The sequence below is a fragment of the Marinobacter sp. VGCF2001 genome (genome assembly GCF_049943275.1).
In the GTDB taxonomy this organism is placed as follows: domain Bacteria; phylum Pseudomonadota; class Gammaproteobacteria; order Pseudomonadales; family Oleiphilaceae; genus Marinobacter.
Genome location: NZ_JBNFVX010000002.1, coordinates 133,209 through 157,048, shown reverse-complemented (window position 1 = coordinate 157,048; position 23,840 = coordinate 133,209). Strand labels below are relative to the sequence as shown.

The 23,840-nt window shown below is 58.7% G+C and carries 18 protein-coding genes and 1 riboswitch; of the genes, 14 read left to right on the top strand and 4 right to left on the bottom strand.

Translation table 11 applies throughout. From position 1 onward, the window contains the following. Positions 1-23 precede the first annotated feature (23 nt). From atpA to glmS, 6 genes are all read left to right on the top strand, one after another. Positions 24-1,568 (top strand): F0F1 ATP synthase subunit alpha, encoded by a 1,545-nt coding sequence (atpA, locus tag ACP2AU_RS03905; RefSeq protein ID WP_426374647.1) that lies wholly within the window; start codon positions 24-26, stop codon positions 1,566-1,568. A 70-nt stretch (positions 1,569-1,638) separates the two neighbouring features. After that, positions 1,639-2,499, top strand: coding sequence for a F0F1 ATP synthase subunit gamma (gene atpG, locus ACP2AU_RS03900; protein WP_426374646.1), 861 nt, complete (start codon positions 1,639-1,641; stop codon positions 2,497-2,499). Between the two features lie 52 nt (positions 2,500-2,551). Continuing rightward, positions 2,552-3,946: a F0F1 ATP synthase subunit beta gene (atpD, locus tag ACP2AU_RS03895; protein ID WP_426374644.1), complete on the top strand. Its 1,395-nt coding sequence runs from the start codon at positions 2,552-2,554 to the stop codon at positions 3,944-3,946. Positions 3,947-3,984: 38 nt separating this feature from the next. Next, on the top strand, positions 3,985-4,407 hold the full coding sequence (locus ACP2AU_RS03890) for a F0F1 ATP synthase subunit epsilon (protein ID WP_426374643.1): 423 nt from the start codon (positions 3,985-3,987) through the stop codon (positions 4,405-4,407). Positions 4,408-4,557: 150 nt separating this feature from the next. Beyond that, a complete protein-coding gene (gene glmU / locus ACP2AU_RS03885; protein ID WP_426374641.1) occupies positions 4,558-5,922 on the top strand; it encodes a bifunctional UDP-N-acetylglucosamine diphosphorylase/glucosamine-1-phosphate N-acetyltransferase GlmU in 1,365 nt (454 codons plus the stop codon). A gap of 29 nt (positions 5,923-5,951) precedes the next feature. Next, on the top strand, positions 5,952-7,784 hold the full coding sequence (glmS, locus tag ACP2AU_RS03880) for a glutamine--fructose-6-phosphate transaminase (isomerizing) (protein WP_426374640.1): 1,833 nt from the start codon (positions 5,952-5,954) through the stop codon (positions 7,782-7,784). 61 nt (positions 7,785-7,845) lie between these two features. On the opposite strand, the gene ACP2AU_RS03875 is transcribed toward glmS, so the two are convergent. Both ACP2AU_RS03875 and ACP2AU_RS03870 read right to left on the bottom strand, forming a co-directional pair. Further along, a complete protein-coding gene (locus ACP2AU_RS03875; RefSeq protein ID WP_426374638.1) occupies positions 7,846-9,975 on the bottom strand; it encodes a TonB-dependent siderophore receptor in 2,130 nt (709 codons plus the stop codon). Between the two features lie 79 nt (positions 9,976-10,054). Further along, positions 10,055-11,008, bottom strand: a complete 954-nt coding sequence (locus ACP2AU_RS03870) for a helix-turn-helix domain-containing protein (RefSeq protein WP_426374636.1) — start codon at positions 11,006-11,008, stop codon at positions 10,055-10,057. A 345-nt stretch (positions 11,009-11,353) separates the two neighbouring features. On the opposite strand from ACP2AU_RS03870, the gene nhaB reads away from it, so the two are divergent. Beyond that, the gene (nhaB, locus tag ACP2AU_RS03865) at positions 11,354-12,859 is read left to right on the top strand and encodes a sodium/proton antiporter NhaB (protein ID WP_426374634.1); all 1,506 of its coding nucleotides are present in this window, start codon (positions 11,354-11,356) and stop codon (positions 12,857-12,859) included. Positions 12,860-12,940: 81 nt separating this feature from the next. Continuing rightward, a complete protein-coding gene (locus ACP2AU_RS03860; RefSeq protein ID WP_426374632.1) occupies positions 12,941-13,777 on the top strand; it encodes a substrate-binding periplasmic protein in 837 nt (278 codons plus the stop codon). A gap of 47 nt (positions 13,778-13,824) precedes the next feature. Here ACP2AU_RS03860 and ACP2AU_RS03855 read toward each other — a convergent pair whose 3' ends face one another. After that, positions 13,825-14,445, bottom strand: coding sequence for a DUF3047 domain-containing protein (locus ACP2AU_RS03855; RefSeq protein WP_426375074.1), 621 nt, complete (start codon positions 14,443-14,445; stop codon positions 13,825-13,827). Between the two features lie 213 nt (positions 14,446-14,658). Next, a riboswitch (cobalamin riboswitch) is annotated at positions 14,659-14,854 on the top strand. Between the two features lie 133 nt (positions 14,855-14,987). On the opposite strand from ACP2AU_RS03855, the gene ACP2AU_RS03850 reads away from it, so the two are divergent. From ACP2AU_RS03850 to ACP2AU_RS03825, 6 genes are all read left to right on the top strand, one after another. Further along, positions 14,988-17,744, top strand: a complete 2,757-nt coding sequence (locus tag ACP2AU_RS03850) for a ribonucleoside-diphosphate reductase subunit alpha (protein WP_426374630.1) — start codon at positions 14,988-14,990, stop codon at positions 17,742-17,744. A gap of 28 nt (positions 17,745-17,772) precedes the next feature. After that, on the top strand, positions 17,773-18,831 hold the full coding sequence (locus ACP2AU_RS03845; protein ID WP_426374628.1) for a ribonucleotide-diphosphate reductase subunit beta: 1,059 nt from the start codon (positions 17,773-17,775) through the stop codon (positions 18,829-18,831). 208 nt (positions 18,832-19,039) lie between these two features. Beyond that, positions 19,040-20,527, top strand: a complete 1,488-nt coding sequence (locus ACP2AU_RS03840; protein WP_426374626.1) for a CHASE2 domain-containing protein — start codon at positions 19,040-19,042, stop codon at positions 20,525-20,527. After that, positions 20,505-20,807, top strand: coding sequence for a hypothetical protein (locus ACP2AU_RS03835; RefSeq protein WP_426374625.1), 303 nt, complete (start codon positions 20,505-20,507; stop codon positions 20,805-20,807). Before ACP2AU_RS03840 ends, ACP2AU_RS03835 begins: the two co-directional genes overlap by 23 nt. Next, a complete protein-coding gene (locus ACP2AU_RS03830) occupies positions 20,804-22,291 on the top strand; it encodes a M48 family metalloprotease (RefSeq protein WP_426374623.1) in 1,488 nt (495 codons plus the stop codon). Before ACP2AU_RS03835 ends, ACP2AU_RS03830 begins: the two co-directional genes overlap by 4 nt. 93 nt (positions 22,292-22,384) lie before the next feature. Beyond that, entirely contained in the window at positions 22,385-23,158 is a 774-nt protein-coding gene (locus tag ACP2AU_RS03825; protein WP_426374621.1) for a CLCA_X family protein, read from the top strand. 364 nt (positions 23,159-23,522) lie between these two features. On the opposite strand, the gene ACP2AU_RS03820 is transcribed toward ACP2AU_RS03825, so the two are convergent. Further along, positions 23,523-23,759: an addiction module protein gene (locus ACP2AU_RS03820; RefSeq protein ID WP_426374619.1), complete on the bottom strand. Its 237-nt coding sequence runs from the start codon at positions 23,757-23,759 to the stop codon at positions 23,523-23,525. Positions 23,760-23,840 lie beyond the last annotated feature (81 nt).

Sequence of the window (23,840 nt, the reverse complement as noted above, 5' to 3'; positions counted from 1 at the left end):
GCACAAGGTTTGAGGACAAAGGCATGCAGCAACTGAATCCATCCGAGATCAGTGACATCATCAAGAAGAGAATCGAAAAGCTCGACATCTCTTCCGAAGCAAAGAACGAAGGTACGATTCTGTCTGTTTCTGACGGTATCGTGCTGATCCACGGTCTTGCCGACGTTATGTACGGCGAGATGATCGAATTTGCCAACGGCATCTATGGTATGGCGCTGAACCTGGAGCGCGATTCTGTTGGTGCGGTTGTTCTGGGCGATTACGAAGACCTGGCGGAAGGCCAGAAGGTACGTTGTACCGGTCGTATCCTGGAAGTTCCGGTGGGTAACGAACTGCTGGGCCGCGTTGTGGATTCTCTGGGTAATCCGATCGACGGCAAGGGCGAGCTGGGCAACAGCCTGACCTCCCCGGTCGAAAAGGTCGCACCTGGCGTAATCGCGCGTCAGTCGGTGGATGAGCCGGTGCAGACCGGCCTGAAAGCCATCGATACCATGGTTCCCGTCGGTCGCGGCCAGCGTGAGCTGATCATCGGCGACCGCCAGATCGGTAAGACCGCCGTGGCCATCGACGCGATCATTAACCAGAAGAACACCGGCATCAAGTGTATCTACGTGGCCGTTGGCCAGAAGCAGTCGTCCATCGCGGCGGTTGTGCGCAAGCTCGAAGAGCACGGCGCCATGGACCACACCATTGTGGTTGCTGCCGGTGCTGCTGATCCGGCCGCCATGCAGTTCCTGGCTCCGTACTCCGGTACCTCCATGGGTGAATTCTTCCGTGACCGCGGTGAAGACGCTCTGATCGTGTACGACGACCTGTCCAAGCAGGCCGTTGCTTACCGTCAGATCTCACTGCTGCTGCGTCGTCCGCCAGGACGTGAAGCATTCCCGGGTGATGTGTTCTACCTGCACTCCCGTTTGTTGGAGCGCGCTTCCCGGATCAATGCCGACGAAGTCGAAAAGCTCACCAACGGTGAAGTGAAAGGCAAGACCGGTTCCCTGACCGCGCTGCCGATCATCGAAACCCAGGCCGGCGACGTTTCTGCATTCGTTCCGACCAACGTGATCTCCATCACCGATGGTCAGATCTTCCTGGAAACCAACCTGTTCAACTCCGGTATCCGTCCGGCGATGAACGCCGGTATCTCGGTATCCCGGGTAGGTGGTTCAGCCCAGACCAAGATCATGAAGAAGCTCGGCGGTAACATCCGTCTGGCCCTGGCCCAGTACCGGGAACTGGCGGCATTTGCCCAGTTCGCTTCCGATCTTGACGAAGCAACCCGTAAGCAGCTGGAGCACGGTCAGCGCGTTACCGAGCTGATGAAGCAGAACCAGTACAGCCCGATGACCGTTGCGGAAATGGGTACGGTACTGTACGCAGCAAACGAAGGCTTCCTGGACGATGTGGATGTCAACAAGGTTGTGAAGTTCGAAGCACAGCTGCTGGACTGGATGCGGTCTGAGCAGAAAGAGCTTCTGGACAAGATCGGCCCTGAAGGTAACTTCAACGACGACATCACTGCCGGCCTTAAAGCTGCTCTGGAGAAATTCAAGACCACTCAGAGCTGGTAAATCCAAAGGGCCCGCCGTAAAGCGGGCCTGCTGGTCCATTTGAGTGTCTAACTTGAAAAGGCAGTGACTTATGGCCGTCGGAAAAGAAATACGTAACCAGATCGGAAGCATCAAGAGCACGCAGAAAATCACGTCTGCCATGGAAATGGTAGCCGCGAGCAAAATGCGCAAAGCTCAGGAGCGTATGCAGGCAACCCGCCCGTACGCTGAAAAGATGCGTCAGGTAATCGGACACATTGCGAAGTCCAATAAAGATTACCGTCATCCGTTCATGCAGGAGCGCGAGGTCAAACGGGTAGGCTATATTGTCGTCTCGTCTGATCGCGGCCTTTGCGGTGGTCTGAACACCAACGCGTTCAAGCTGCTCGTGAAAGAAATGCGTGGATGGAAAGAGCAAGGTATTGAGACCGATATCTGTGCCATCGGCCAGAAAGGCGCCTCTTTCTTCCGCAGCTACGGCGGAAATGTAGTGGCAGCCATCACGCACCTGGGCGATAACCCCAGTGCGGATAAGCTGATTGGCAGCGTCAAGGTGATGCTGGATTCGTTCGAGGCAGGCAAAATCGATCGCCTGTACCTGATCAGCAACGAGTTCGTGAACACCATGACCCAAAGCCCGAAGGCAGAGCAGTTGTTGCCTCTGCCGGAAAGCGATGACGACATCGGTCACCAGTGGGATTACATCTACGAGCCGGATTCCCGTCCGATCCTTGACGGGCTGATGCCACGTTATATCGAATCCCAGGTGTATCAGGGCGTGGTAGAAAATCTGGCCTGTGAGCAGGCTGCCCGGATGATTGCCATGAAGAGCGCGACAGACAACGCTGGCGGCATCATCGACGAGCTTCAGCTGGCCTATAACAAGGCCCGTCAGGCAGCGATCACACAAGAGATTTCGGAGATTGTGAGCGGCGCGGCATCGGTTGGTTAACGCTCACAGACCTACTGGTTTTATTGACTATCAAGATAACGAGGAACCGAGCATGAGTAGCGGACACATCGTTCAGATCATTGGCGCGGTTATCGACGTGGAATTTCCACGTGACTCCGTTCCAAGCGTTTACGACGCACTGCTGCTTGAAGGTGGCGAGACAACTCTGGAAGTCCAGCAGCAGCTGGGTGACGGCATTGTTCGTACCATCGCCATGGGCAGCACTGAGGGCCTTAAGCGTGGCCTGAAAGCAGAAAACACCGGCAAGCCGATTTCAGTACCCGTGGGTACCCCGACTCTCGGCCGGATCATGGACGTTCTGGGTCGTCCCATCGACGAGCAGGGCGACATCGGTGAAGAAGAGCGCTGGGCTATCCACCGCAAGGCACCGGGCTACGCCGACCAGGCCGCATCTGCGGACCTGCTGGAAACCGGCATCAAGGTTATCGACCTGATCTGCCCGTTCGCCAAGGGTGGTAAGGTTGGCCTGTTCGGCGGTGCCGGCGTAGGCAAGACCGTTAACATGATGGAGCTGATCAACAACATCGCGAAAGAGCACTCCGGTCTCTCCGTATTCGCGGGTGTGGGTGAGCGTACCCGGGAAGGTAACGACTTCTACTACGAAATGAAGGAGTCCAACGTTCTCGATAAGGTGGCCATGGTTTACGGCCAGATGAACGAGCCCCCCGGAAACCGTCTGCGTGTGGCCCTGACCGGCCTCACCATGGCTGAGAAGTTCCGTGACGAAGGCCGTGACGTACTGTTGTTTGTCGACAACATCTACCGTTACACCCTGGCCGGTACCGAGGTATCTGCACTGCTGGGCCGTATGCCTTCAGCGGTAGGTTACCAGCCGACTCTGGCGGAAGAGATGGGCCAGCTTCAGGAACGGATCACGTCCACCAAGACCGGCTCTATCACATCTATCCAGGCGGTATACGTACCGGCGGATGACTTGACCGACCCGTCTCCGGCGACCACTTTCTCGCACCTCGATGCGACCGTGGTACTGAGCCGTGACATCGCTTCCAAGGGTATCTACCCGGCCATCGACCCGCTCGATTCCACCTCCCGTCAGCTGGACCCGCTGGTGATTGGTGAGCAGCACTATAACGTGGCCCGTGGTGTTCAGAACGTTCTGCAGCGTTACAAGGAACTGAAAGACATCATCGCGATTCTGGGTATGGACGAGCTGTCGGAAGACGACAAGCTGACCGTAGCCCGCGCCCGTAAAATCGAGCGCTTCCTGTCGCAGCCGTTCCACGTTGCCGAGGTCTTTACCGGTGCACCCGGTAAATATGTCTCCCTGAAAGAGACCATTGCCAGCTTTGAAGGCATCCTCAACGGTGACTACGACGATATGCCGGAACAGGCATTCTATATGTGCGGCGGCATCGAAGAAGCGATCGAGAAAGCTAAGGCAATGAAAGAGAAAGAAGGCAAGTAAGCTTCCTTCTTGTCTTTCAGACCCAAGAGGCGTAAGAAATGGCTATGACCGTACATTGTGACGTCGTAAGTGCCGAGGAAAAGATTTACTCCGGTCTGGTGGAGATGCTGATCGCCACCGGTACCGAGGGTGAGCTTGGCATCCAGTATGGCCATGCTCCGCTGCTGTCCGGGCTCAAGCCCGGCGCAGTGCGGATCATCAAGCAGGGTGGCAGTGAGGAGATCCTGTACGTTTCCGGGGGTTACCTGGAAGTACAGCCGAATCTGGTTACCCTGATGGCCGACACCGCTGTCCGAGCCAAGGATGTGGACGAAGCAGCGGCGCTGGAAGCCCAGAAAGAAGCCGAGAAGGCACTGGCGAACAAAACAGGCGAGTTCGAGTATTCTCGTGCCGCCGCCGAGCTGGCCGAAGCGGCCGCTCAGCTGCGCACCATCCAGAAGCTGCGCAAGCACCTGCGTTAAGCAGAGCTTGCGTCAGTGCCCGGACTGGCCTGACAGTGAACCGCATCCTCAGGTGGAGGGGCCGGTGTTCCGGAAACGGAGCGTCGGCGAATCCGCCGGGACGCGGTTTTTTCTTATTTGGATGTTAATAAAACCGGAGCCGATTGCCCCATGAGCCCGTTACACGTTGTGATCCTGGCCGCCGGCCAGGGCTCCCGCATGAAATCTTCTCTGCCCAAGGTGCTGCACCCGGTGGCGGGTAAAGCCATGCTGCATCATGTGGTTGAGACCGCTAAGCAGCTGGGTGCGGAGAAAATTCACACGGTCATTGGCCATGGCGCAGACGCCGTTCGGGCTTCCCTGGATGATCCGTCCGTCAACTGGGTTTTGCAGACCGAGCAGCTGGGCACCGGCCATGCCGTCGCCCAGACTCTGCCAGAGCTGCCCGATTCGGCTCGGGTGCTGGTGTTGTACGGGGATGTACCACTGACCCGCAAAGAAACCCTCGACGCCATGATCAGCGGCCTGGATGAAACGAACCTGGCGCTGCTGACGGTCAATATGGACAACCCCCAGGGGTACGGCCGCATTGTCCGGGACGCGCAGGGCCGGGTTCAGGCCATTGTCGAGCAGAAAGACGCCAGCCCGGAGCAGCAGGCCATACAGGAAGTGAACACCGGGATTCTGGCGGTCTCCGCCCGCCACCTGAAGCAGTGGTTGCCCACGCTCTCGAACAGCAATGCCCAGGGCGAGTACTACCTGACCGACATCATCGCCATGTCGGTTGAGCACGGCCTGTCGGTAACTGTGTCGCAGCCGTCCAATCCGTTCGAGGTTCAGGGGGTGAACAACCGTTTGCAACTGGCCGAGCTCGAGCGCTGGTATCAGCGCCAGCAGGCGGAACGTTTGATGAGCGAAGGTGCGACCCTGGCTGACCCCGCCCGAATTGACGTGCGTGGCGAGCTGTCCATCGGTAATGATCTCTGGATAGATGTGAATGCGGTGTTCGAAGGCAAAGTCAGCCTGGGCAGCAACGTGGTGATCGGGCCGAATTGCATGATTAAGGACGCCACCATCGCCGATGGCGCCGAGATCAAGGCCAACAGTGTGATTGAAGGCGCCGTGGTGGGGGCCAACGCCCAGATCGGGCCGTTCGCGCGCTTGCGCCCGGGTACTGAACTGGCCGCTGACACCAAGGTTGGCAACTTTGTTGAGACCAAAAAAGCCATCGTGGGTGAGGGCAGCAAGATCAACCACCTGAGCTACGTGGGCGACGCCACCCTGGGCCGTAATGTGAATGTGGGTGCAGGCACCATCACCTGCAATTATGATGGGGTGAACAAACACCAGACAGTATTGGGTGACGGGGTATTTGTCGGCTCCAATACGTCACTGGTCGCCCCGGTGAACGTTGCGGACCAGGCCACCATTGGCGCCGGCTCGACCATTACCCGGAGTGTCAACGAAGGCGAACTGGCGGTTGCCCGCGGCAAGCAGCGCAACATCGACGGCTGGGAACGGCCGAAAAAAGCGTAACCAACGATTAACGAACAGGTGACAAGAGCATGTGTGGGATTGTAGGAGCGGTATCTGAGCGGGACGTCCAGGGGATTTTGCTGGAGGGCCTGCGCCGCCTGGAATATCGCGGGTATGACTCTGCCGGCATGGCCGTCATCAACGGCGGTCAGCAAGTGCAGCGTGCCCGGGAAGTGGGCAAAGTTGCCGCGCTGGGCGATGCCGTGGCCACCAATCCGCTGGACGGTCACCTGGGCATTGCCCACACCCGCTGGGCCACCCACGGCGAGCCGTCCCAGCTGAATGCCCACCCGCATATGTCCGGTGAGCGTCTGGCCATTGTTCACAACGGCATCATCGAAAACTATCAGGAACTGCGGGACGAACTGAAAGCCGAGGGCTTTGATTTCACCTCCCAGACCGACACCGAAGTGGTCGCGCACCTGATTGAGAAATACTACCGGGAACAGGGCAAGCTGTACGATGCCGTCCAGGCCGCTATTCAGCGGCTACGCGGTGCTTATGCTCTGGCGGTGGTTCATGCCGATGAGCCCGACCATCTGGTGGTGTGCCGGGAAGGCAGCCCGCTGGTTGTTGGCGTGGGCATTGGCGAGAACTTTATTGCGTCGGACCAGTTGGCACTGCTGCCGGTCACCGACCGTTTCATGTTCCTCGAGGAAGGGGACATCGCCGACATTCGCAAGGATAGTGTTGCCATCCACGATCGCGATGGCCAGAAGGTCGAACGCCCGATCACCCGCTTCGAACACGCTGCCGATTCCGCCGACAAAGGCGAGTACCGCCACTTCATGCTCAAGGAAATCTACGAGCAGCCGAAAGTGATCAAGGCCACCATGGAAGGCCGGATTACCGACAGCCGGGTGCTGGAGCAGGCGCTGGGCACAGACGCCGCCAACCTGCTGGACAACGTGCGCCATGTTCAGATCATTGCCTGCGGCACCTCCTACCACGCCGGTATGGTGGCCCGTTACTGGATTGAAGATCTCGCTGGCGTACCCTGTTCGGTGGAAGTGGCCTCCGAGTTTCGCTACCGCAAGCACGTGATCCAGCCGGATACCCTGTTCCTGTGTATTTCCCAGTCCGGCGAGACCGCTGATACCCTGGCGGCACTGCGCCAGGCCAAGAAAGCCGGCTTCCGGGCCGCGCTGGCCATCTGCAACGTGCCGGGCAGCTCACTGGTGCGGGAGTCTGACCTGGTGATAATGACCCAGGCCGGCCCCGAGATTGGTGTGGCGTCCACCAAGGCATTCACCACTCAGCTCACGGCGCTGCTGATCTTCACCCTGGCGCTGGCTCGCCACAATGGCCTGAGCGAAGATAAAGAAGCCGAGATCGTGGCCGCCATCCATCAGTTACCGAAACAGGTCAACGACATTCTGGCCCTGGATGCCGATATCGAGGCCATGTCCAAGGCATTCATGGACAAGAACCACAGCCTGTTCCTCGGCCGGGGTTCCCAGTTCCCGGTGGCGATGGAAGGCGCGCTCAAGCTCAAGGAAATTTCCTATATCCACGCTGAAGCCTACCCGGCCGGTGAGCTCAAACACGGCCCCCTGGCCCTGGTCGACAGCGAAATGCCGGTGGTGACCGTGGCCCCGAACAACGATCTGGTGGAAAAGCTCAAATCCAACCTGGAGGAAGTGCGTGCCCGGGGCGGCGAGCTGTTTGTATTCGCTGACAAGGCGGCGGGCGTGAAGGCGGAAGAGGGCATCCACGTGATGCAACTGCCGTCCGTGCATGAGATCACCGCGCCGATCGTTTATACCGTTCCGCTGCAGTTGCTGTCTTACCACGTGGCGGTATTGAAGGGCACGGATGTGGACCAGCCACGGAACCTGGCCAAGAGTGTGACGGTGGAGTAGCGGAATGGGCATGGGCCGGATGCTCCCTTGCTCCGGCCCATGCCTGCTCCCGAGGTTCTGATCAGAACGCGTAAGACACCGAGGCCTCCACCGTGCGTTCTTCCCCAAACCAGCAGTTTGCACTGTCAAAACAGCTGTAATAGCGCTCGTTGGTCAGGTTATTAACTGACAGCCCCAGCTCTGTGCCGCGCAGGGTGTGAGCCAGCTGGCCGAGGTTGTAGCGCAGTGCGATATCCACCAGGGTGACATCCGGTACGCTGTCTTCGTTGGTGGCGGCGTTGTATTCCGATTCGCCGATGTAGCGGGCACCGATGCCGGCTACCAGACCGTTCAGCGGACCACGGTAGAACCCGTAATCGGCCCAGACCGACAGCAGGTGCTCGGGCACCCACACCGGTGTCTGGCCTTTCAGGCCGGAGTTGTCCTTGGTTACTTCAACATCTTGTAACGTGTAGCTCAGGGTCATGATCAGGCTATCGATGGGCTGGGCCCTGGCCTCAAACTCCAGGCCCTGAGACCGCACTTCACCGGCCTGGATTTTGTCGTAGGCGGTACCGTTCGGGTCCCGGGTTGGCACATTGTCTTTGGTGATCTGGTAGAACGCCAGATTGGCGGAGGTGCGCTGGTCTTCGGCCTGGTATTTCAACCCCAATTCCCACTGGTCCCCTTCAGACGGTTCAAACTCGTTGCCGTTGCGGTCGCTGCCGGTTTGCGGCTCGAAGCTCTCGGCAAAGCTCAGGTAGGGCGACACGCCGTTATTGCCGCGATACATCACGCCAACGCGGGTGGACACATTGTCCTGTTCGAGTTTGGTGTCTACCGGCGCACCGTATTTGCGGCCGTCTTCCTCGCCGGTAAAGTCATCCCAGCGCACGCCACCGATGATCACAAACTGGCCCAGCTCAATCTGATCCTGCAGATACAGGCCCAGCTGCTTCTTGCGGATAGCGAAGTCTGAAGAGAGCGCGGTGTTGCTGATATCGATGGTGTCTTTGGAAATCTGGTAATAATCCGGGTTGTAGAGATCAATAGCGGGTGCTGCGGTGTCTTCATAGAGCACGTCGGAGTCCAGGCTGAGGTAATCCACACCCACCAGAATATTGTGTTGCACGCGGCCGGTGCTGAAACGGCCGGAGAACTGGTTATCCACAGTGAATCCGCTGGTGGTTTCGTCGGTCAGGTAGGCCTGGCGGGCCAGGGTACGGCCGTCTGCGGCAAGGCCCGTACTGTAGGTGTTTGTCTGGAACACCTCGGCATCGGTATAGCGGAAGTTCTGCAGGAACGTCCAGTTGTTGTTGATGTTGTGGTTGATCTTGTAACCGGCCATCAACACTTCTTTATCGAATTCGTTCCAGTTGGCGTCGCCGGAAAACGCGTCGGTGTCCAGCTTCCCGTTGGGATTGGGCAGGAACAGGCCAGATGCGGGCAGACTGGTGTAAACGCCCATCTCCGGGTCTTTCTGGTAATACAGATTGAAGTTTACCAGGGTATCGTCGCTGACCCGCCAGTCCACTGAGGGCGCAATCAAGTGGCGTTGTTCTTCCGAGGTCTCGGCCTGGCCGTCACGGCTGCGGCTCAGGCCCACCAGGCTATAAGACAGGTCAGAGTCGGCGATCTGGCCCTGGCTTTCGATGGTGGCCTCCAGCAGATCGCGCGAGCCGGTGGCCAGCTCCACCCGGTGAAACGGTTCGCCTGAGGGCTGTTTCCCGATCAGGTTGACCATCCCCCCCGGCGGCATGGCGCCGTACAGGGTGGAGGTTGGGCCGCGGAAAACCTCCACCTGTTCAACCGCCGCGAGATCCACCTGGGGCTGAAGGTTCCAGTCGTTGTAAAGCAGTTGGAGGCCGTCGTAGTAATTCTGGTAGTTGATGAACCCGCGAATGCTGAACAGGTCCAGGCGCCCGACCGCGCCGCCGCGCAATTCGGTATTGACCCCGGGGGCGTAGCGAAGTGCAGCAGCTACGGAATCGGCGTCCCGCATCTCCAGTGCCTGTTGATCCAGAACCGAAATGCTCTGTGGCGTTTCTTCGGGTTCCAGCGCCGTTTTGGTGGCGGTATTGCGGTAGGTGTCGCCGTAAACGGCCAGGGCATCCAGTTCCAACGCATCGCCGGTGCTGGCCAGTGTGGTCTGACTGATAACCGCACTGATGGCGAGTGCAAGCAGGCGGGGGTTGCCGATACGATCAAGCATAATGAAATCCCGTGTGTGAACCATATAAAAGGAGATTATTGCGAATCATTCCCATTATATTTAAACGAGAGTTCAAGACTTAACACTTTGGTGCATAACCGCCAATCAAAGGTCGAACCAGTCGGACCGGTATCCAGTATTCCATCGCAATCTCCGGTGCCGAAGGATCAAAGCCGGCTGGGTAAACCTCCAGATCGTAGCCACTCAGGGCAGAGCAGCCGGCATTGGGCAGCCAAGCATCGAAAAACCAGTGCAGGATGTCCGACAACGATGCCAGTGGCCCACGAAACGAAATCACCACGTAGTTCCGGGCGGGCACGGTTAACGTTTTTGCGTCGGGCGTTCCGGCCCGTTCGCTGCCCTCGACACCGGCCAGGTAGGGCATCGGGGCACCCGGCGGGCCCGAGGCATCGAGTACGCCCACTTTGGATTGCGCTGGTGGAATCGGCAGGGACTCCAGAGCCCTGGCCCATAGTTCCGGTACCCGGGTTCGGAAGTTTGGCGTGTCGGAGAACAGGCCGGTGATGTCACCGGCAATGCCGGTGACGGAAAAAGCCTCCCGGTGGTCGAGACGGATTTCCGGCAGCCTGGCCTGCAGAGTGGCCGGCGGGAGCGAGTTGGCCTGACATTCGATGGGGGCTTTGAGCAGGCAGGGCAGGCCGCGTTGGCGGTAATGGCGGGGGGAGCAGCCAAAATACTGGCGAAAGCTGCGGGCAAAGCTGATGTCTGAGTTGAAGCCACAGGCGACACTGATATCAATCACCCGCTGATCGGTGAACAACAGCATCTCTGCGGCCAGGCTCAACCGCAATTCCCGCACATAACGCCCGAGCGAGCGGCCGGTCTCCCGCGCGAACACCCGGTTGAATTGCCATCGTGACCAGCCCCCAATACCCGCCAGATGGTCCACGGCCAGCGGGTGATCCAGGTTCCGGTGCACGTAATCGAGCACCTGGCCGATGCGCGAGAAATGCGCGTGGGGCTGTGTCTGGTCAGGCGGCGAAACGCCTTCAGCCAGAGTTTCCGGGGTCATACAGACAAAACCTTGGTGTCGGGCTGCGTTGCACAGGCCTGCGATGGGCTGCTAAATACTTGAACGGGAATGTTATTGATAAATAATAGCAAATGCAAAGCAAAAGCATTCAGTGTCGGACCGCCAGACCCCGGCAAGGCCATAACTCCGGTCACTACCGGCACTCGCGCCTGTGGATAAATACCGGTAAACTTGGCCACCTGTCCCACGGCGATGCGCCCTGCTTACGCCTGAATGTGAGCTTTTCTACCACCTTAGAGCCATTTCCCCGGGCACAAATATCAAGGAAGATAACGGCCTGGTGCCGCATACTTCCCCGGCAGTCACCCTCAGAAGAATAGTGTTATGCCCAACACCGTTATTGCTGGCTTTACCCAAAATTTCCTTGGCAAGGCTCCGGTCTGGTACAAGCAGATTATCCTGCTGTTTCTGGCCATTAATCCCATTGTGATGTACACGCTCGGGCCGGGAGTTGCAGGTTGGCTGTTGATTGCCGAGTTCATTTTTACCCTGGCGATGGCGTTAAAGTGTTATCCGCTGCTGCCCGGCGGTTTGCTGGCGGTGGAAGCGTTGCTGATCGGGCTGACATCCGCGGATGCGGTATACAATGAGGTGTTGACCAATTTCCCGGTCATCCTGCTGCTGATGTTTATGGTGGCGGGCATTTATTTCATGAAAGAGTTGTTGCTGGTGACCTTTACCCAGATTCTGGTGGGGGTTCGGTCCAAGTCGGCACTGTCTCTTCTGTTTTGTGGCGCTGCCGCCGTGCTCTCGGCGTTTCTGGATGCGTTAACGGTGACGGCCGTGATCATCAGTGTGGCGGTGGGGTTCTTTTCTGTTTATCACAAGGTGGCCTCGGGCAAGGGTTACCAGCAGAAAGACCACAACGCTAACAGCGACGACGAGGTGATTGAACTGCACCGGGAAGATCTCGAAAACTTCCGGGCTTTTCTGCGCAGCCTGTTGATGCATGGCGCCATTGGTACCGCTCTGGGTGGCGTGGCCACCATGGTGGGAGAACCGCAGAACCTGCTGATCGCCAAGGTAGTGGGCTGGGATTTTGCCGACTTTTTTCTGATGATGGCACCCGTGAGTTTGCCGGTGCTGGCCGCGGGCCTGACAACCTGCTGGGCGTTGGAAAAGCTGCGCTGGTTCGGGTATGGCGGCCGGCTGCCGAAGCCAGTGCGGCGGGTATTGGAGGAGTTTGCCGACAATGAAAAAGCCCGGCGCACCAAATCCGATCAGGCCGCGCTCTGGATTCAGGCCGTCGCGGCGGTGATTCTGGTGTTCGGGCTGGCCTTCCACATTGCCGAAGTCGGCCTGATTGGCCTGCTGGTGATTATTCTGATTACCTCGTTTACCGGCGTCACCGATGAGCACCAGATTGGTAAAGCCTTTCAGGAATCGTTGCCCTTTACCTCGTTACTGGTGGTGTTTTTTGCCGTTGTGGCGGTGATTCACGAGCAGCATCTGTTCAAGCCGGTCATCGACTATGTGCTCAGCCTCCCGGAGGGGCAGCAGCCGGGGATGTTCTTTATCGCCAACGGCCTGTTATCGATGATCAGCGATAACGTGTTTGTGGCCACCGTCTACATCAGCGAAGTGAAACAGGCGCTGGATGCCGGCAGCATCAGTAACGATCATTTCCAGACCCTGGCCGTGGCGATCAATACCGGCACCAACCTGCCCAGTGTGGCCACCCCGAATGGCCAGGCGGCCTTCCTGTTTTTGCTGACCTCGGCCATTGCGCCGCTGGTTCGGCTTTCGTACGGGCGGATGGTGATCATGGCGTTACCCTACACTGTTGTGATGGGGGGCGTTGGCCTGTACATGGTCACCAGTGCGTTCTGAATCAAGGTTTTACATTTTTCACCGCACAGTCTTCAAAGTATCTGTTAATCTTCAGCTAAACAGATAAGAAAAGCGGTCGTCATGCGCATTTGCCAACAGTTTATTCCCTGCTCGTTCCCGCTGGCTCTGGCATGGATTGCCTTTGGGCTGGTTGTCTTCAGCCTGCTCTTTTCTCCCGCCGTGGGCGCGTCGGAAGATAACGGCAAGCCGGGCGATACGGTGCGCGTTGCCTATGTCGAGTTTCCTCCGGTCAGTTATCGGAATGCCCGTGGCGAGCCGGCCGGAGAATTTGTCGAGATTACCCGAAAAGTCGCTGAGGAAGCCGGTTTCAGGGTTGATTTCATTTATTTGCCGGTGGCCCGAACCTATCTGTACCTGAAGAATGGCCACATTGATTTGTGGATGGGCCTGACCGACATTCCGGCTCTTGAAGACGATATCCTCGAAAGCTGGACCAGCCCCATTCCCGTGGACCTCAGTGCCTGGTATCTGGAGGGCCGGCCGCCTCTGGATCATATGGACCGCCTGCGCAATAAAACGGTGATCGTAATCGGTGGCTATACCTACGCCGGATTGCGGGACTGGTTAATGTCCCAGGTGGATATACGGGTCACGGAAGCCCCGAATCACCGGTCTGCCCTGGATATGCTCAAGCGGAATCGGGGGGATTATCTGCTGGATTATCGTCAGCCGGTCCAGATGACGCTGAATGGGGATGGCGATGAGAAAATTCGTGAATCGGAGATGCGCAGCCGGCACAGCGCCTGGTTGTTCTCCCTGGCGAATCCCCGTGCCGCTATCCTGCGCGAAGCCTTTGACGATGCCTACTTGCGCTTGGCCGAACGCGGCGAAGTGCCACCGCCGCGCCACTTTCGGAAAACCTATGTGGTTCCGGGGTTTCCGGAGCAATATCGGTAACACGTTGGGGTTGTAATTCCGCCAGCCGGCTGCGCTTTTGGCCAGGACTACCGCCGCAGCGTCAAATCTCCATACCAGGCCGTTGCCCTCTCACCGGTGTTATCCGCATCCGTCATGATGGCCACACCGACAATGGCGGGCGGCTCCTCCCCGAAGGCCTGCCGATAGTCCGCCACCAGATCCCGTTCGACGCTGACCCATTCGCCCACCTGTTGCTCGCCAGAATTCACGGCAATCATCACGGTTTTGTCGGTGTAGGCATTGGCCACCAAGGTCTGCTCTGGTATCTGATTGGCCCAGATATAATTCAGAGCGTTACCCGGCAGTGTTTCCCCGAACAGCACCTCCACGGTCTTGCGCTTGGCCCGTTCGAAAAAACCGGCCTTGTCCGACTGGAACTCGAAGGCCACGTAAATACGGGCCGGGTAGTCATCTCCGGATTTTTCTCGGGCGTTGCCGGCCTCGTAGACGTTCGAGACCTTCCAGCGCCAGGACAGCACGAGCGAATCGCCCGGCTCCAGTGCCAGACGGGCAATCAGGCCGGAGGCGCTGCCGTCGGCACTGGCACGAACCACCTGCTGGCCGTCCACGGTGTTCAGGGCGTACTGGGTGTGGCGTTCGATGTTCGGGAAAATCAGCGGTTCCCAGCCATCGTTGAGCGACGCCATGGTGGAGAAGCGCTTCAGTGGTTCTGCCTCGGCCCATGCCGGGCTGAAGGCAAAGCTGAGGCCAAGCACCAGAGTGCAAGCCAATCTTGGCGAGAATGTCACGATATGTCCTCTCGTCAGGTGGTTGGGTAACTGACAGCACAGCTCGAAGAAAGTGCCTTGTTTTCGTTTATCAGTCTCTATATAGTGACTTTGTCCTTGGTTAACTACCATATATTGTGATCAAACTCTGATCATCTTATTTACAGGGTAGTCGGGAATCCGGTGAGAATCCGGAACTGACGCGCAGCGGTATTGGGGAACGAGCGTGGTATTACGACACTGGTGAAAACCGGGAAGTCGCCACGCAAGGCAGAACAAAACGTTCATGCCCCTGAGTCCGAAGACCTGCCAGGGATCAGAAGCCCCCCCATGGGTTTCTGGACTGCACCTTCGCGATTCAAGGGTGAGCAGACTGGTCAGGCCTGCCCGTGCCTTGGGCAAGGTGTGCCGCTGCGTTCGCGAAGGGTTTAACGGAACCAACGCGAATTCAGGAGAGCACCATGACAGCCGCCACCCTCGCCGAGCCTTCGGTCAGCCAAACCCAATCCCTGCAAGTGATTAAACGTAACGGCACCCTGGTTGGATTCAATGCCGCCAAAATCGGCGTGGCCGTCACCAAGGCGTTTCTGGCGGTGGAAGGGGACCAGGCCGCCGGTTCCGCCCGCATCAACGACGCCGTACACCGGGTGACCGAACAGGTGGTGCAGGCCATCAGCCGTCGCCTGAAAGCGGGCGGCAAGGTGCATATCGAAGATATTCAGGACCAGGTGGAACTGGCCCTGATGCGCGCCGAAGAACAGAAAGTGGCCCGGGCCTACGTACTCTACCGGGAAGAACACGCTCGTCAGCGCGCCGTGGATGAGCCGGTAGAAGCCCACCCGCATCTGACCGTGAAAAAGAGCGACGGCAGCATAACACCACTGGATCTGGGCCTGATGAAGCTTCAGGTGGAGCAGGCCGCCGCCGGGTTGGACGGTATTGACGAAGAGTCGCTGGTGGAGGATGCCCTGCGTAACCTGTACGACGGCATCGAAAGCACCGAAGTACTGACCGCGCTGATCATGACGGCCCGGGGCCGCATTGAGCGGGAGCCGGACTACAGCGCCGTGACCGCCCGCCTGCTGCTGGAGCAGCTAAGGCTGGAAAACGCCGATGCCCTGGGCTTGCCGCGCAATCAAAGCCTGGCGGAGACTTATCCACAGGCGCTGACGGCGTTCATTCACGCCGGTATCCGCTACGAATTGCTGGATGAGGCCCTGGCGGCCTTTGATCTGGAACGCCTGGGGCAAGCCCTGAAACCGGAGCGGGATCTGCAGTTTGGCTTCCTGGGCCTGCAAACCCTGTACGACCGCTACTTCCTGCACTGGAACCAGGCCCGCCTGGAACTGCCGCAGGTGTTCTTCATGCGCGTGGCCATGGGCCTGGCTCTGCGTGAGGACGACCCCAACGCCCGCGCCATCGAATTCTATGAGTTGCTGTCCAGCTTCGATTACATGGCCAGCACGCCCACACTGTTCAACAGCGGTACCCGCCACTCCCAGCTGTCGTCCTGCTACCTGACCACCGTGGGCGACGATTTGGAAGGCATTTACGGCGCCATCAAAGACAACGCGCTGCTGTCGAAATGGGCGGGTGGCCTGGGCAACGACTGGACCCCGGTGCGGGCGCTGGGCTCCCACATCAAAGGCACCAACGGCCAGAGCCAGGGTGTGGTGCCGTTTCTGAAAGTGGTGAACGACACCGCGGTGGCGGTGAACCAGGGCGGCAAGCGCAAGGGCGCGGTCTGTGCCTATCTGGAAAGCTGGCACCTGGACATCGAGGAATTCCTCGAACTGCGCAAGAACACCGGTGACGAGCGCCGCCGCACCCACGACATGAACACCGCCAACTGGGTGCCGGACCTGCTGATTGAACGGATGCGCGAAGACCGGGACTGGACCCTGTTCTCACCCAGCGACGTGCCCGACCTGCACGACCTGTACGGCAACGCATTCCGCGAGCGCTACCAGCACTACGAAGCGCTGGCGGAGCAGGGCAAGATTGCGTTGTTCAAGAAGATTCCGGCCAAGCAGCTGTGGCGCAAGATGCTCACCGTGCTGTTCGAGACCGGGCACCCCTGGATCACCTTCAAAGACCCGTGCAACCTGCGCTCGCCCCAGCAGCACCAGGGCGTGGTGCACAGCTCCAACCTGTGTACCGAAATCACCCTGAACACCAGCAGCGATGAAATTGCCGTGTGTAACCTCGGCTCGGTGAACCTGGCCGCCCACATCAAGGATGGCGAGCTGGACGTTGCGCGCCTGGAACGCACGGTGAACATCGCCGTACGAATGCTCGACAACGTCATCGACATCAACTTCTATGCGGTTCCGCAGGCGCGCAATTCCAACCTCAAGCACCGCCCGGTGGGCCTGGGCCTGATGGGCTTCCAGGATGCGCTCTACCAGCTGGGCCTGCCGTACACCAGTGCCGAAGCCGTGGAGTTCGCCGATGTCGCCATGGAGCAACTGAGCTACTTTGCCCTGCGTGCTTCCGCCACGCTGGCGGGTGAGCGGGGTGCCTACGAAACCTACGAAGGCTCCCTGTGGCACCAGGGCATTCTGCCGATTGATTCCATCCAGAACCTGCAGGCCGCCCGCCGGGACGGGGACCTGCAGGTGAACACCGACAGCCGCCTGGACTGGACGCCGGTGCGCGAGCTGATCGCCCAAAACGGAATGCGCAACAGCAACGTGATGGCCATTGCCCCGACGGCGACCATTTCCAACATCGTGGGCGTGTCCCAATCCATTGAGCCTGCTTACCAGAACCTGTTCGTGAAATCGAACCTGTCCGGCGAGTTCACCGTGGTGAACCCGTCGCTGGTGCGGGATCTCAAGGCCGAAGGCCTGTGGGACAACGTGATGGTGAACGATCTGAAATACTTCGACGGCAGCGTGCAGCAGATCGACCGTATTCCGACCGAACTCAAGGCCCGTTACGCCACCGCCTTTGAGATTGACGCCCGCTGGCTGGTGGAGGCCGCCTCCCGGCGCCAGAAGTGGCTGGACCAGGCCCAGAGCCTGAACCTGTACATGGCCGAGCCCAGCGGCAAAAAGCTGGATGCGCTGTACCAGCTGGCCTGGGAGCGGGGCCTGAAAACCACCTACTACCTGCGTTCGCTGGGCGCGACCGGCGCCGAGAAATCTGCCCCCGTGGCCGCGCCACAGCCGCAGGTGTGCTCTATTGATGAACCGGACTGCGAAGCGTGTCAGTAACCACTCACTGTGTCAGGAGATAAGCATCATGCTGGATTGGGATGACGAACCGAAAACCGCTGCCAAGCCTGCCGCCACCGGTGGCCCGGCCCCGGTGAATGTGGACGACAAACGGGTGATCAACGGCGAGACCGACATCAACCAACTGGCACCGTTCAAGTACCCCTGGGCCTGGGAGTACTTTATGAACGCCAACAAGAACCACTGGACGCCGCTGGACGTGAACATGGCGCAGGACGTTCACGATTACCACCACCGCCTGAGCGCCCCGGAAAAGCACGTGTACGAAAACGTGCTGGCGTACCTGACCACCTCCGACATTCTGGCCATGCGCAACATCGGCCTGGCGGTGATGGAAAAAATGAGCGCGCCGGAGCTGCAGATCTACCAGGCTCGCCAGGTGTACGAAGAAGCCATGCACACCTGGGCGTACCAGCACTGCATTGAAACCCTGAACCTGGACCAGAGCGAGATCTACAATCGCTACCGCGTGGTGCCGGAAATCAACGGCAAGATCCATATAGCCAACCGCCGGCTGGACGCCGCCATGCGCCCGGACATGAACCTGCGCAACAAGGACGATCTGCAGGAGTTCATCATGTCCTACCTGTTCTTCGCGGCCGTGTTCGAAGGCACCTGGTTCTACAACGGCTTCAGCCCCATCTTCGCCCTGCAGCGCCGGGGCCTGATGCGCGGCACTGGCGAACAGCTGCAGTACATCCTGCGGGATGAGGCCATGCACTTCTCGTTTGGCCTGAAAGTGGTCAATCAAATCGTGGAAGAAGAGAACATTACCTTCGACCCGAAAGCGGTGCGCGAGATGTGGGACGAATCCGAAGCGGCCGAACAGGCCTACGCCAACTACATCCTGCGGGACCCGATCCTGGGTTACTCGGCGGATTACCACAGCGAGCAGTTCCGTTTCGTGGCCAACCGCCGGGCCCGCACCGTGGGGCTGGACGAGCCGTTCCCGGGGGCGCAGAACGTGTCGCCCTGGCTGGACGAACAGGCCACCCTGCGCAAGGAGAAGAACTTCTTCGAAACCCGGGTGATTGAATACCAGACCGGGGCGCAGCTGGAGTGGTAATTGCCGTGGCGGGTGCCCGGCAGAGAGCCGGGTACCTGTCAGGATTCTTTACAGCGAACGGGTAGAGAAGTATTCGGCCTATATATTAAATGGCCAGACAACACGCGTTTTTCGGTGATAGGCGTGATTGTTGCCTAGTGAGCATTCATAACTTGCTCGCTTCCGCAGTGCGGGCAGCGTGGGATCGCATCCACGTGCGGAGGCCAGAGTGCAGAATCCCGATGCAGGCATATCGCTAAACGGAATGATCCGACGCCACTGGATGCTCCTGGTGGCGGGGTATCTGCTTGTGCTTGCCGATCCGTTCGGCATCAGTTCCAAAAGCAGTCAGGCGATCAGCGATGGGTTTGATCGCCTGTTTTCACCGTTCTACGATCATGCCCTGGCGGCCGAAGGAGCCGACCTCGTTGATGTCATTCTGATCGATGACCCTTCTATCCGCAGGCTCTCCCATGAAGAAAACGGCTACCTGAGAGCCAACGACTGGCCTCTGGCCTACAGCGACCACCTGGTTCTGATTGATGCCCTCAGGCGCCTGGGGTACGGCACGATTATTCTGGATATCACCTTCTACCGCGCGCGCAATCTGGATAACAGCTTGCCGTTACTGGTGGAGCGGTTGAAGCATTTTCGGGACCATGCCGGGCTGTCGGTGGTGCTGAGTGCCGGCGAAGATCCGAATCAACTCGAGCCTTCGATTCGTCCGCTGACCGAGGCGGCAGCCGATATCGGGCTAGTGGGCTGGTCGGGTCATGATCAGCATTATCCGATACGGCGAACGGTAGCTGATGGCACCGTGGTTCCAACCCTGGCGGTGGCCGGATATGACATCCATTGCCAGAAGTTCCCCTCCAGGCGTTGCACTACGCTATCGAAAGCAGAGGATGCCTGGTTGATGCCCCGCTCCTCCGGTATGCACCTGAGTTGGGGAATGCCGGCACAGCGAATGGCCGCAACACTGGGCTGCAGTGCGAGACCGGCGGACGACAGTGTGTTCCGCTCGATTTTGCAACGGGGCAGATATCTGTTTGGTGCGGAGGTTGTCAGCACCGATGGCCAAAGGCCATGCCCGCCGGTGCCGACCGCCACCCTAAGGGACATCTTCTGCACGGCACCCGACTGCGATCCTTTCTTTTCACAAACGGCCCTGACCAACCGGATTGCGATCGTGGGCGTTTCTGTGCCCTCTGCCAGAGATCTGTTTGATCCGCCGATCCCGGGGCGTCTGCCAGGGGTTTATCTGCACGCCGAAGCGCTACGCAACCTGCTGCATTACGGTGCGGACTATCTGAAGCCCATCGGTGCCGAGTGGAATCTTGCCGGGATCGGGCTGCCAGGATGGACCCTTCCGGTGGATCTGTTGCTGTCCTGGCCGCTGATTCTGTTTCTCATCCTCATGCTCGCGCGCCGGGTTCTGGCATGGCGCTGGCGCGACGAGAGTAGAGCGGAATGGCCAGAGTTGGCGGTGGAACTGGCTGAGTTGGTGATCATCATCGTCAGCCTTTGCCTGCTCTACAGCGTGTTACTGCTGTTTCACCGCACCCCTGGCTTCCTGGCAGACCTGATCGGTTTGACACCCTTGCTGTTGATTGCGGTCAGAAAAGAGCGAAAGGAGATGGAAAATGAACGCAAAACGATGGCTTTGGCTGCTTGCACTGCTGTGCAGTTCGGCCTTGGCAGAAACCCAATCCATTGAAGGATTTCACGATCCGGACAATGCCTTTGTTGGCACGCCTGACGGTTCATTTGTGCCGGCGCGAGAGCTCGGACTGAAACTGCCCATCAAAATCCGTGGCAAGGCGCAGGGCCAGTATCTGTTTGAAGGCCCTGGCGGAGGGACCTACCGGGTGTTTGTTCCAGAGGTGATTACCAGTGGCTCCAGGCAGCCGGTTATCCACTGCGAGAAATCACAGGTTGTATTTGCGGATGACCACAAGGTGGCCAGTGCCCGTGGCATGGGGGAGGGCTGCCCATGATTTACTGTGACAAAACAGCGCTGCTTGCGCTGGCTGTGTGTCTGGGCTTGATCGGCTGCAGCTCATCGCCTTACCAGTCGAAAGACTGGAGCACCAACAAAGAGCTGAGGCAGCAGCAAATCCATGAGCTTATTGCCCAGGCCGATCAGTATCAGGCGGATGGGAAAGATCCTTCCGAGGATGCGGTTCGTTTGCGCAGCGACAGCGTGACGCCCCTGAACGCCCGCGCTGTCACCCCGGAATTGCAGGCCATTGCCGAGGAACTGGCAGAGAGCTGGTACGGCGGGCCCTGCCATTGTCAGGTTCGGGTGGGTCCGAGCTACAGTTTCGGCGGGTTCACCTACCCCGAGGGTACCGTCGTGATTCAGGCCGGAACCCTGGAATATCTGGATACCCGTGACGAAGTGGCCGCGCTGCTGGCCCATGAACTCTCTCATCTATGGCTGAATCATCATCAGAAGAATGAACTGCAAAGCACAACAAAAGGCATAACCGATCTGGCCCAGGCTATTTCCCTGTTTGGTAACGACGACACCGCCCGGGAGACCACCCTGCGCGTGGGCGGATCGACCGATGCCCTGGTGGCGGCGGCAGGATTTACCCAATGGAACCGGGAACAGGAAACCGAAGCGGATTTGCTGGCCGTGAAGATTCTGGAAAAGTCCCGCTACAGTCCCATGGCCATGATTGCCTTGTTAACCAAGCTCAAGAATGACAAGGAGGGCATACCCGTCGCGGGGAGTGCCTACGAAGAGATGATGACCGTGGCCGCCCTGAAAGCGCGAAAACAGGAGGCGGAAGTCAGCGATAACCAGCTTCAGACATGGCTGTCTTCGGTGGCCAGCGATATGGGCGGGCGGGAGTATTTGTCATCGGAGGAGCGCAGGAACATTGTGCGGATGGTGATCTACGATCTGGATGGCGCCGTGCTGGCGCGCTCGTTTACGGATCTTCAGATCGATATCGATGCATTGGCACCTGTCACATCGCTGAAAACCATTCATACCTACCCGCCCGCCAGTAAGGAGTACGTGCAACTGGTTGACCGGGCCCTGGCAAGCGAGCCCGAGAACCTGCATTTTCAACTGCTGAAGTTTCGGGCACTGCTGGCCCACGGGGAGCAACGACAAGCCCGGGAAATGGCGGAAGCCTTCATCGTAAGACCCGATGCCAGTTTCCGTGCCCTCAGTGAGGCCACCCGATTTTTGGACCAGCAACCTGGCCTCTCGAACAGCGAGAAAAAACGGCTAATGCGCAACGCTGTGTCCCAGCTCTCAGATCTCGACCTGCCGGATGCTTACGTGGCCGACGAATATTACCTGTCCAACCGGTATCAGGTGCCCGGAGTGGCGGCACTGAAGGAAAAACTGTGTGAAGCAGGCGCTGGCAAGGTGACGGTGCGAGAACGGTGTGACATTGCCAGACGGGCCCTGGAACGCAATGTCAGTTTCTATCAGCTACTGGCCAAGGGTGAACGGCCATAACACAGGTTTGCAGGTGGTTCGTTGTGAGCCACCAGGCCTGCGCTATCCGCCGCGCACTGAGACAAGCGCGTTGCGGCCCCGTATTATGTCGCTATGCCCAGATCGTTTTACCGAGCCGGCCCGGACCACCGCGCCGGAGCAGCCGTTACCTTTCTTGATGTGCGACGACGCTTTGAATTTCGCAGCGTTGAGATTGGCCGCTGGGTAACCGAACCTGAAAAACAGCGCAGTGCCGGCCTGTTCTATGACGCCTTGTGCGATTTGATGACCATTCTCGGCGGCACTGAAAGCCTGATCTCCCTGCGCAGCACCTTGGCACTGCAATACGGCATTGGCGGCCGCCCGGGGGTGTCTGCCCATTACACCCCCGCCACCCGCAGTTTTGCCCTGGCCAAAAACGCCGGCCCCGGCAGCATTGCGCACGAGTGGTTTCATGCCTTCGACCACTACATCGCCGACAAGTTATTCACAGGCACCCCAAAAGGGGCGTTCGGCTCCAAACTCTGGCTCATCCGCCACGATGCCGTTGCCCACCCCCTGAACAGCCGCCTGGAGGACTGCTACCGTGCGGTATTGCTGGACCCCACCGGCAGCCGGCCCAGCGAACTCTTCCGGCACAGCGCCAAGGCCGATAAAGCCGCGGGGGTGAACTACTACAGCCAGCCCGAAGAATTGTGCGCCCGGGCGTTTGAGGCCTTCGTGCAGGATGCGCCCCTGAAAAACGCCTTCCTGGTAAGCGGCACGAAAGAGACCGAAGAAGCCCGCCTGGGGCTTTATCCACAGGGCGCACAGCGCGATATCATTAACAACGCTTTCCGGAGCTACTTCCACTCGCTCGGCCGTGCATTGAGGCAAAAGCCTGCTTGAATGCGCGGAGTTATACGAACGCGTTCGCAAAACTCCGGAAAACCCGCAGGAAATATTGCTAACCTTTTGATAAGTTTAGAAAGTAATAAAAGGGCGAACGGAATTATACGCCCGGATGTTAGAGTAGGGGTGGCTTGAAAGCGGGCGTATAACTACGGTTCCAGAATCAGGCGTCTTGCACCGGTATCGCCAGCCTCTTCGGGGAGAGGTGATAGAGGGATGACGTTTTCTTCAATAACATCGATGGCAGCGTCAACTGCAGCGAAAAACTCAACTCCCAGTCCAGGTTGCTCAAATTCGTACCATGCTGCGGCCTCTATAGCTTCCTGCGAGGCTTCTTCTAGTATCCTTACCGTTCGCACTTTTACTGGCCTATCCTCGCTCGCATCTTTGTACGAAATTCTTCACGGCTGAGCAGTGTAGCCTTACCGCTTTTGACCTTGGCTGCACGCCGAATAATTTCATCGTGCCAGGCTTGCTCAACAGAGTCGTCACGGGGGCCATCCAGGCTCATAATGAGCTCTCGAGCCAACGCAGCACGCTCTGACTCAGAGAGAGTCGAAATCTGAGAGCGTAGTTGGTTTAATGTTTCGGTAGTCATGGTGCCTCCGCGAGTCGCGATAGAGATATGCTATCCCGATTCAAATGCCCTAACAAGGTGGTCAGCGCGACGCCAACTACG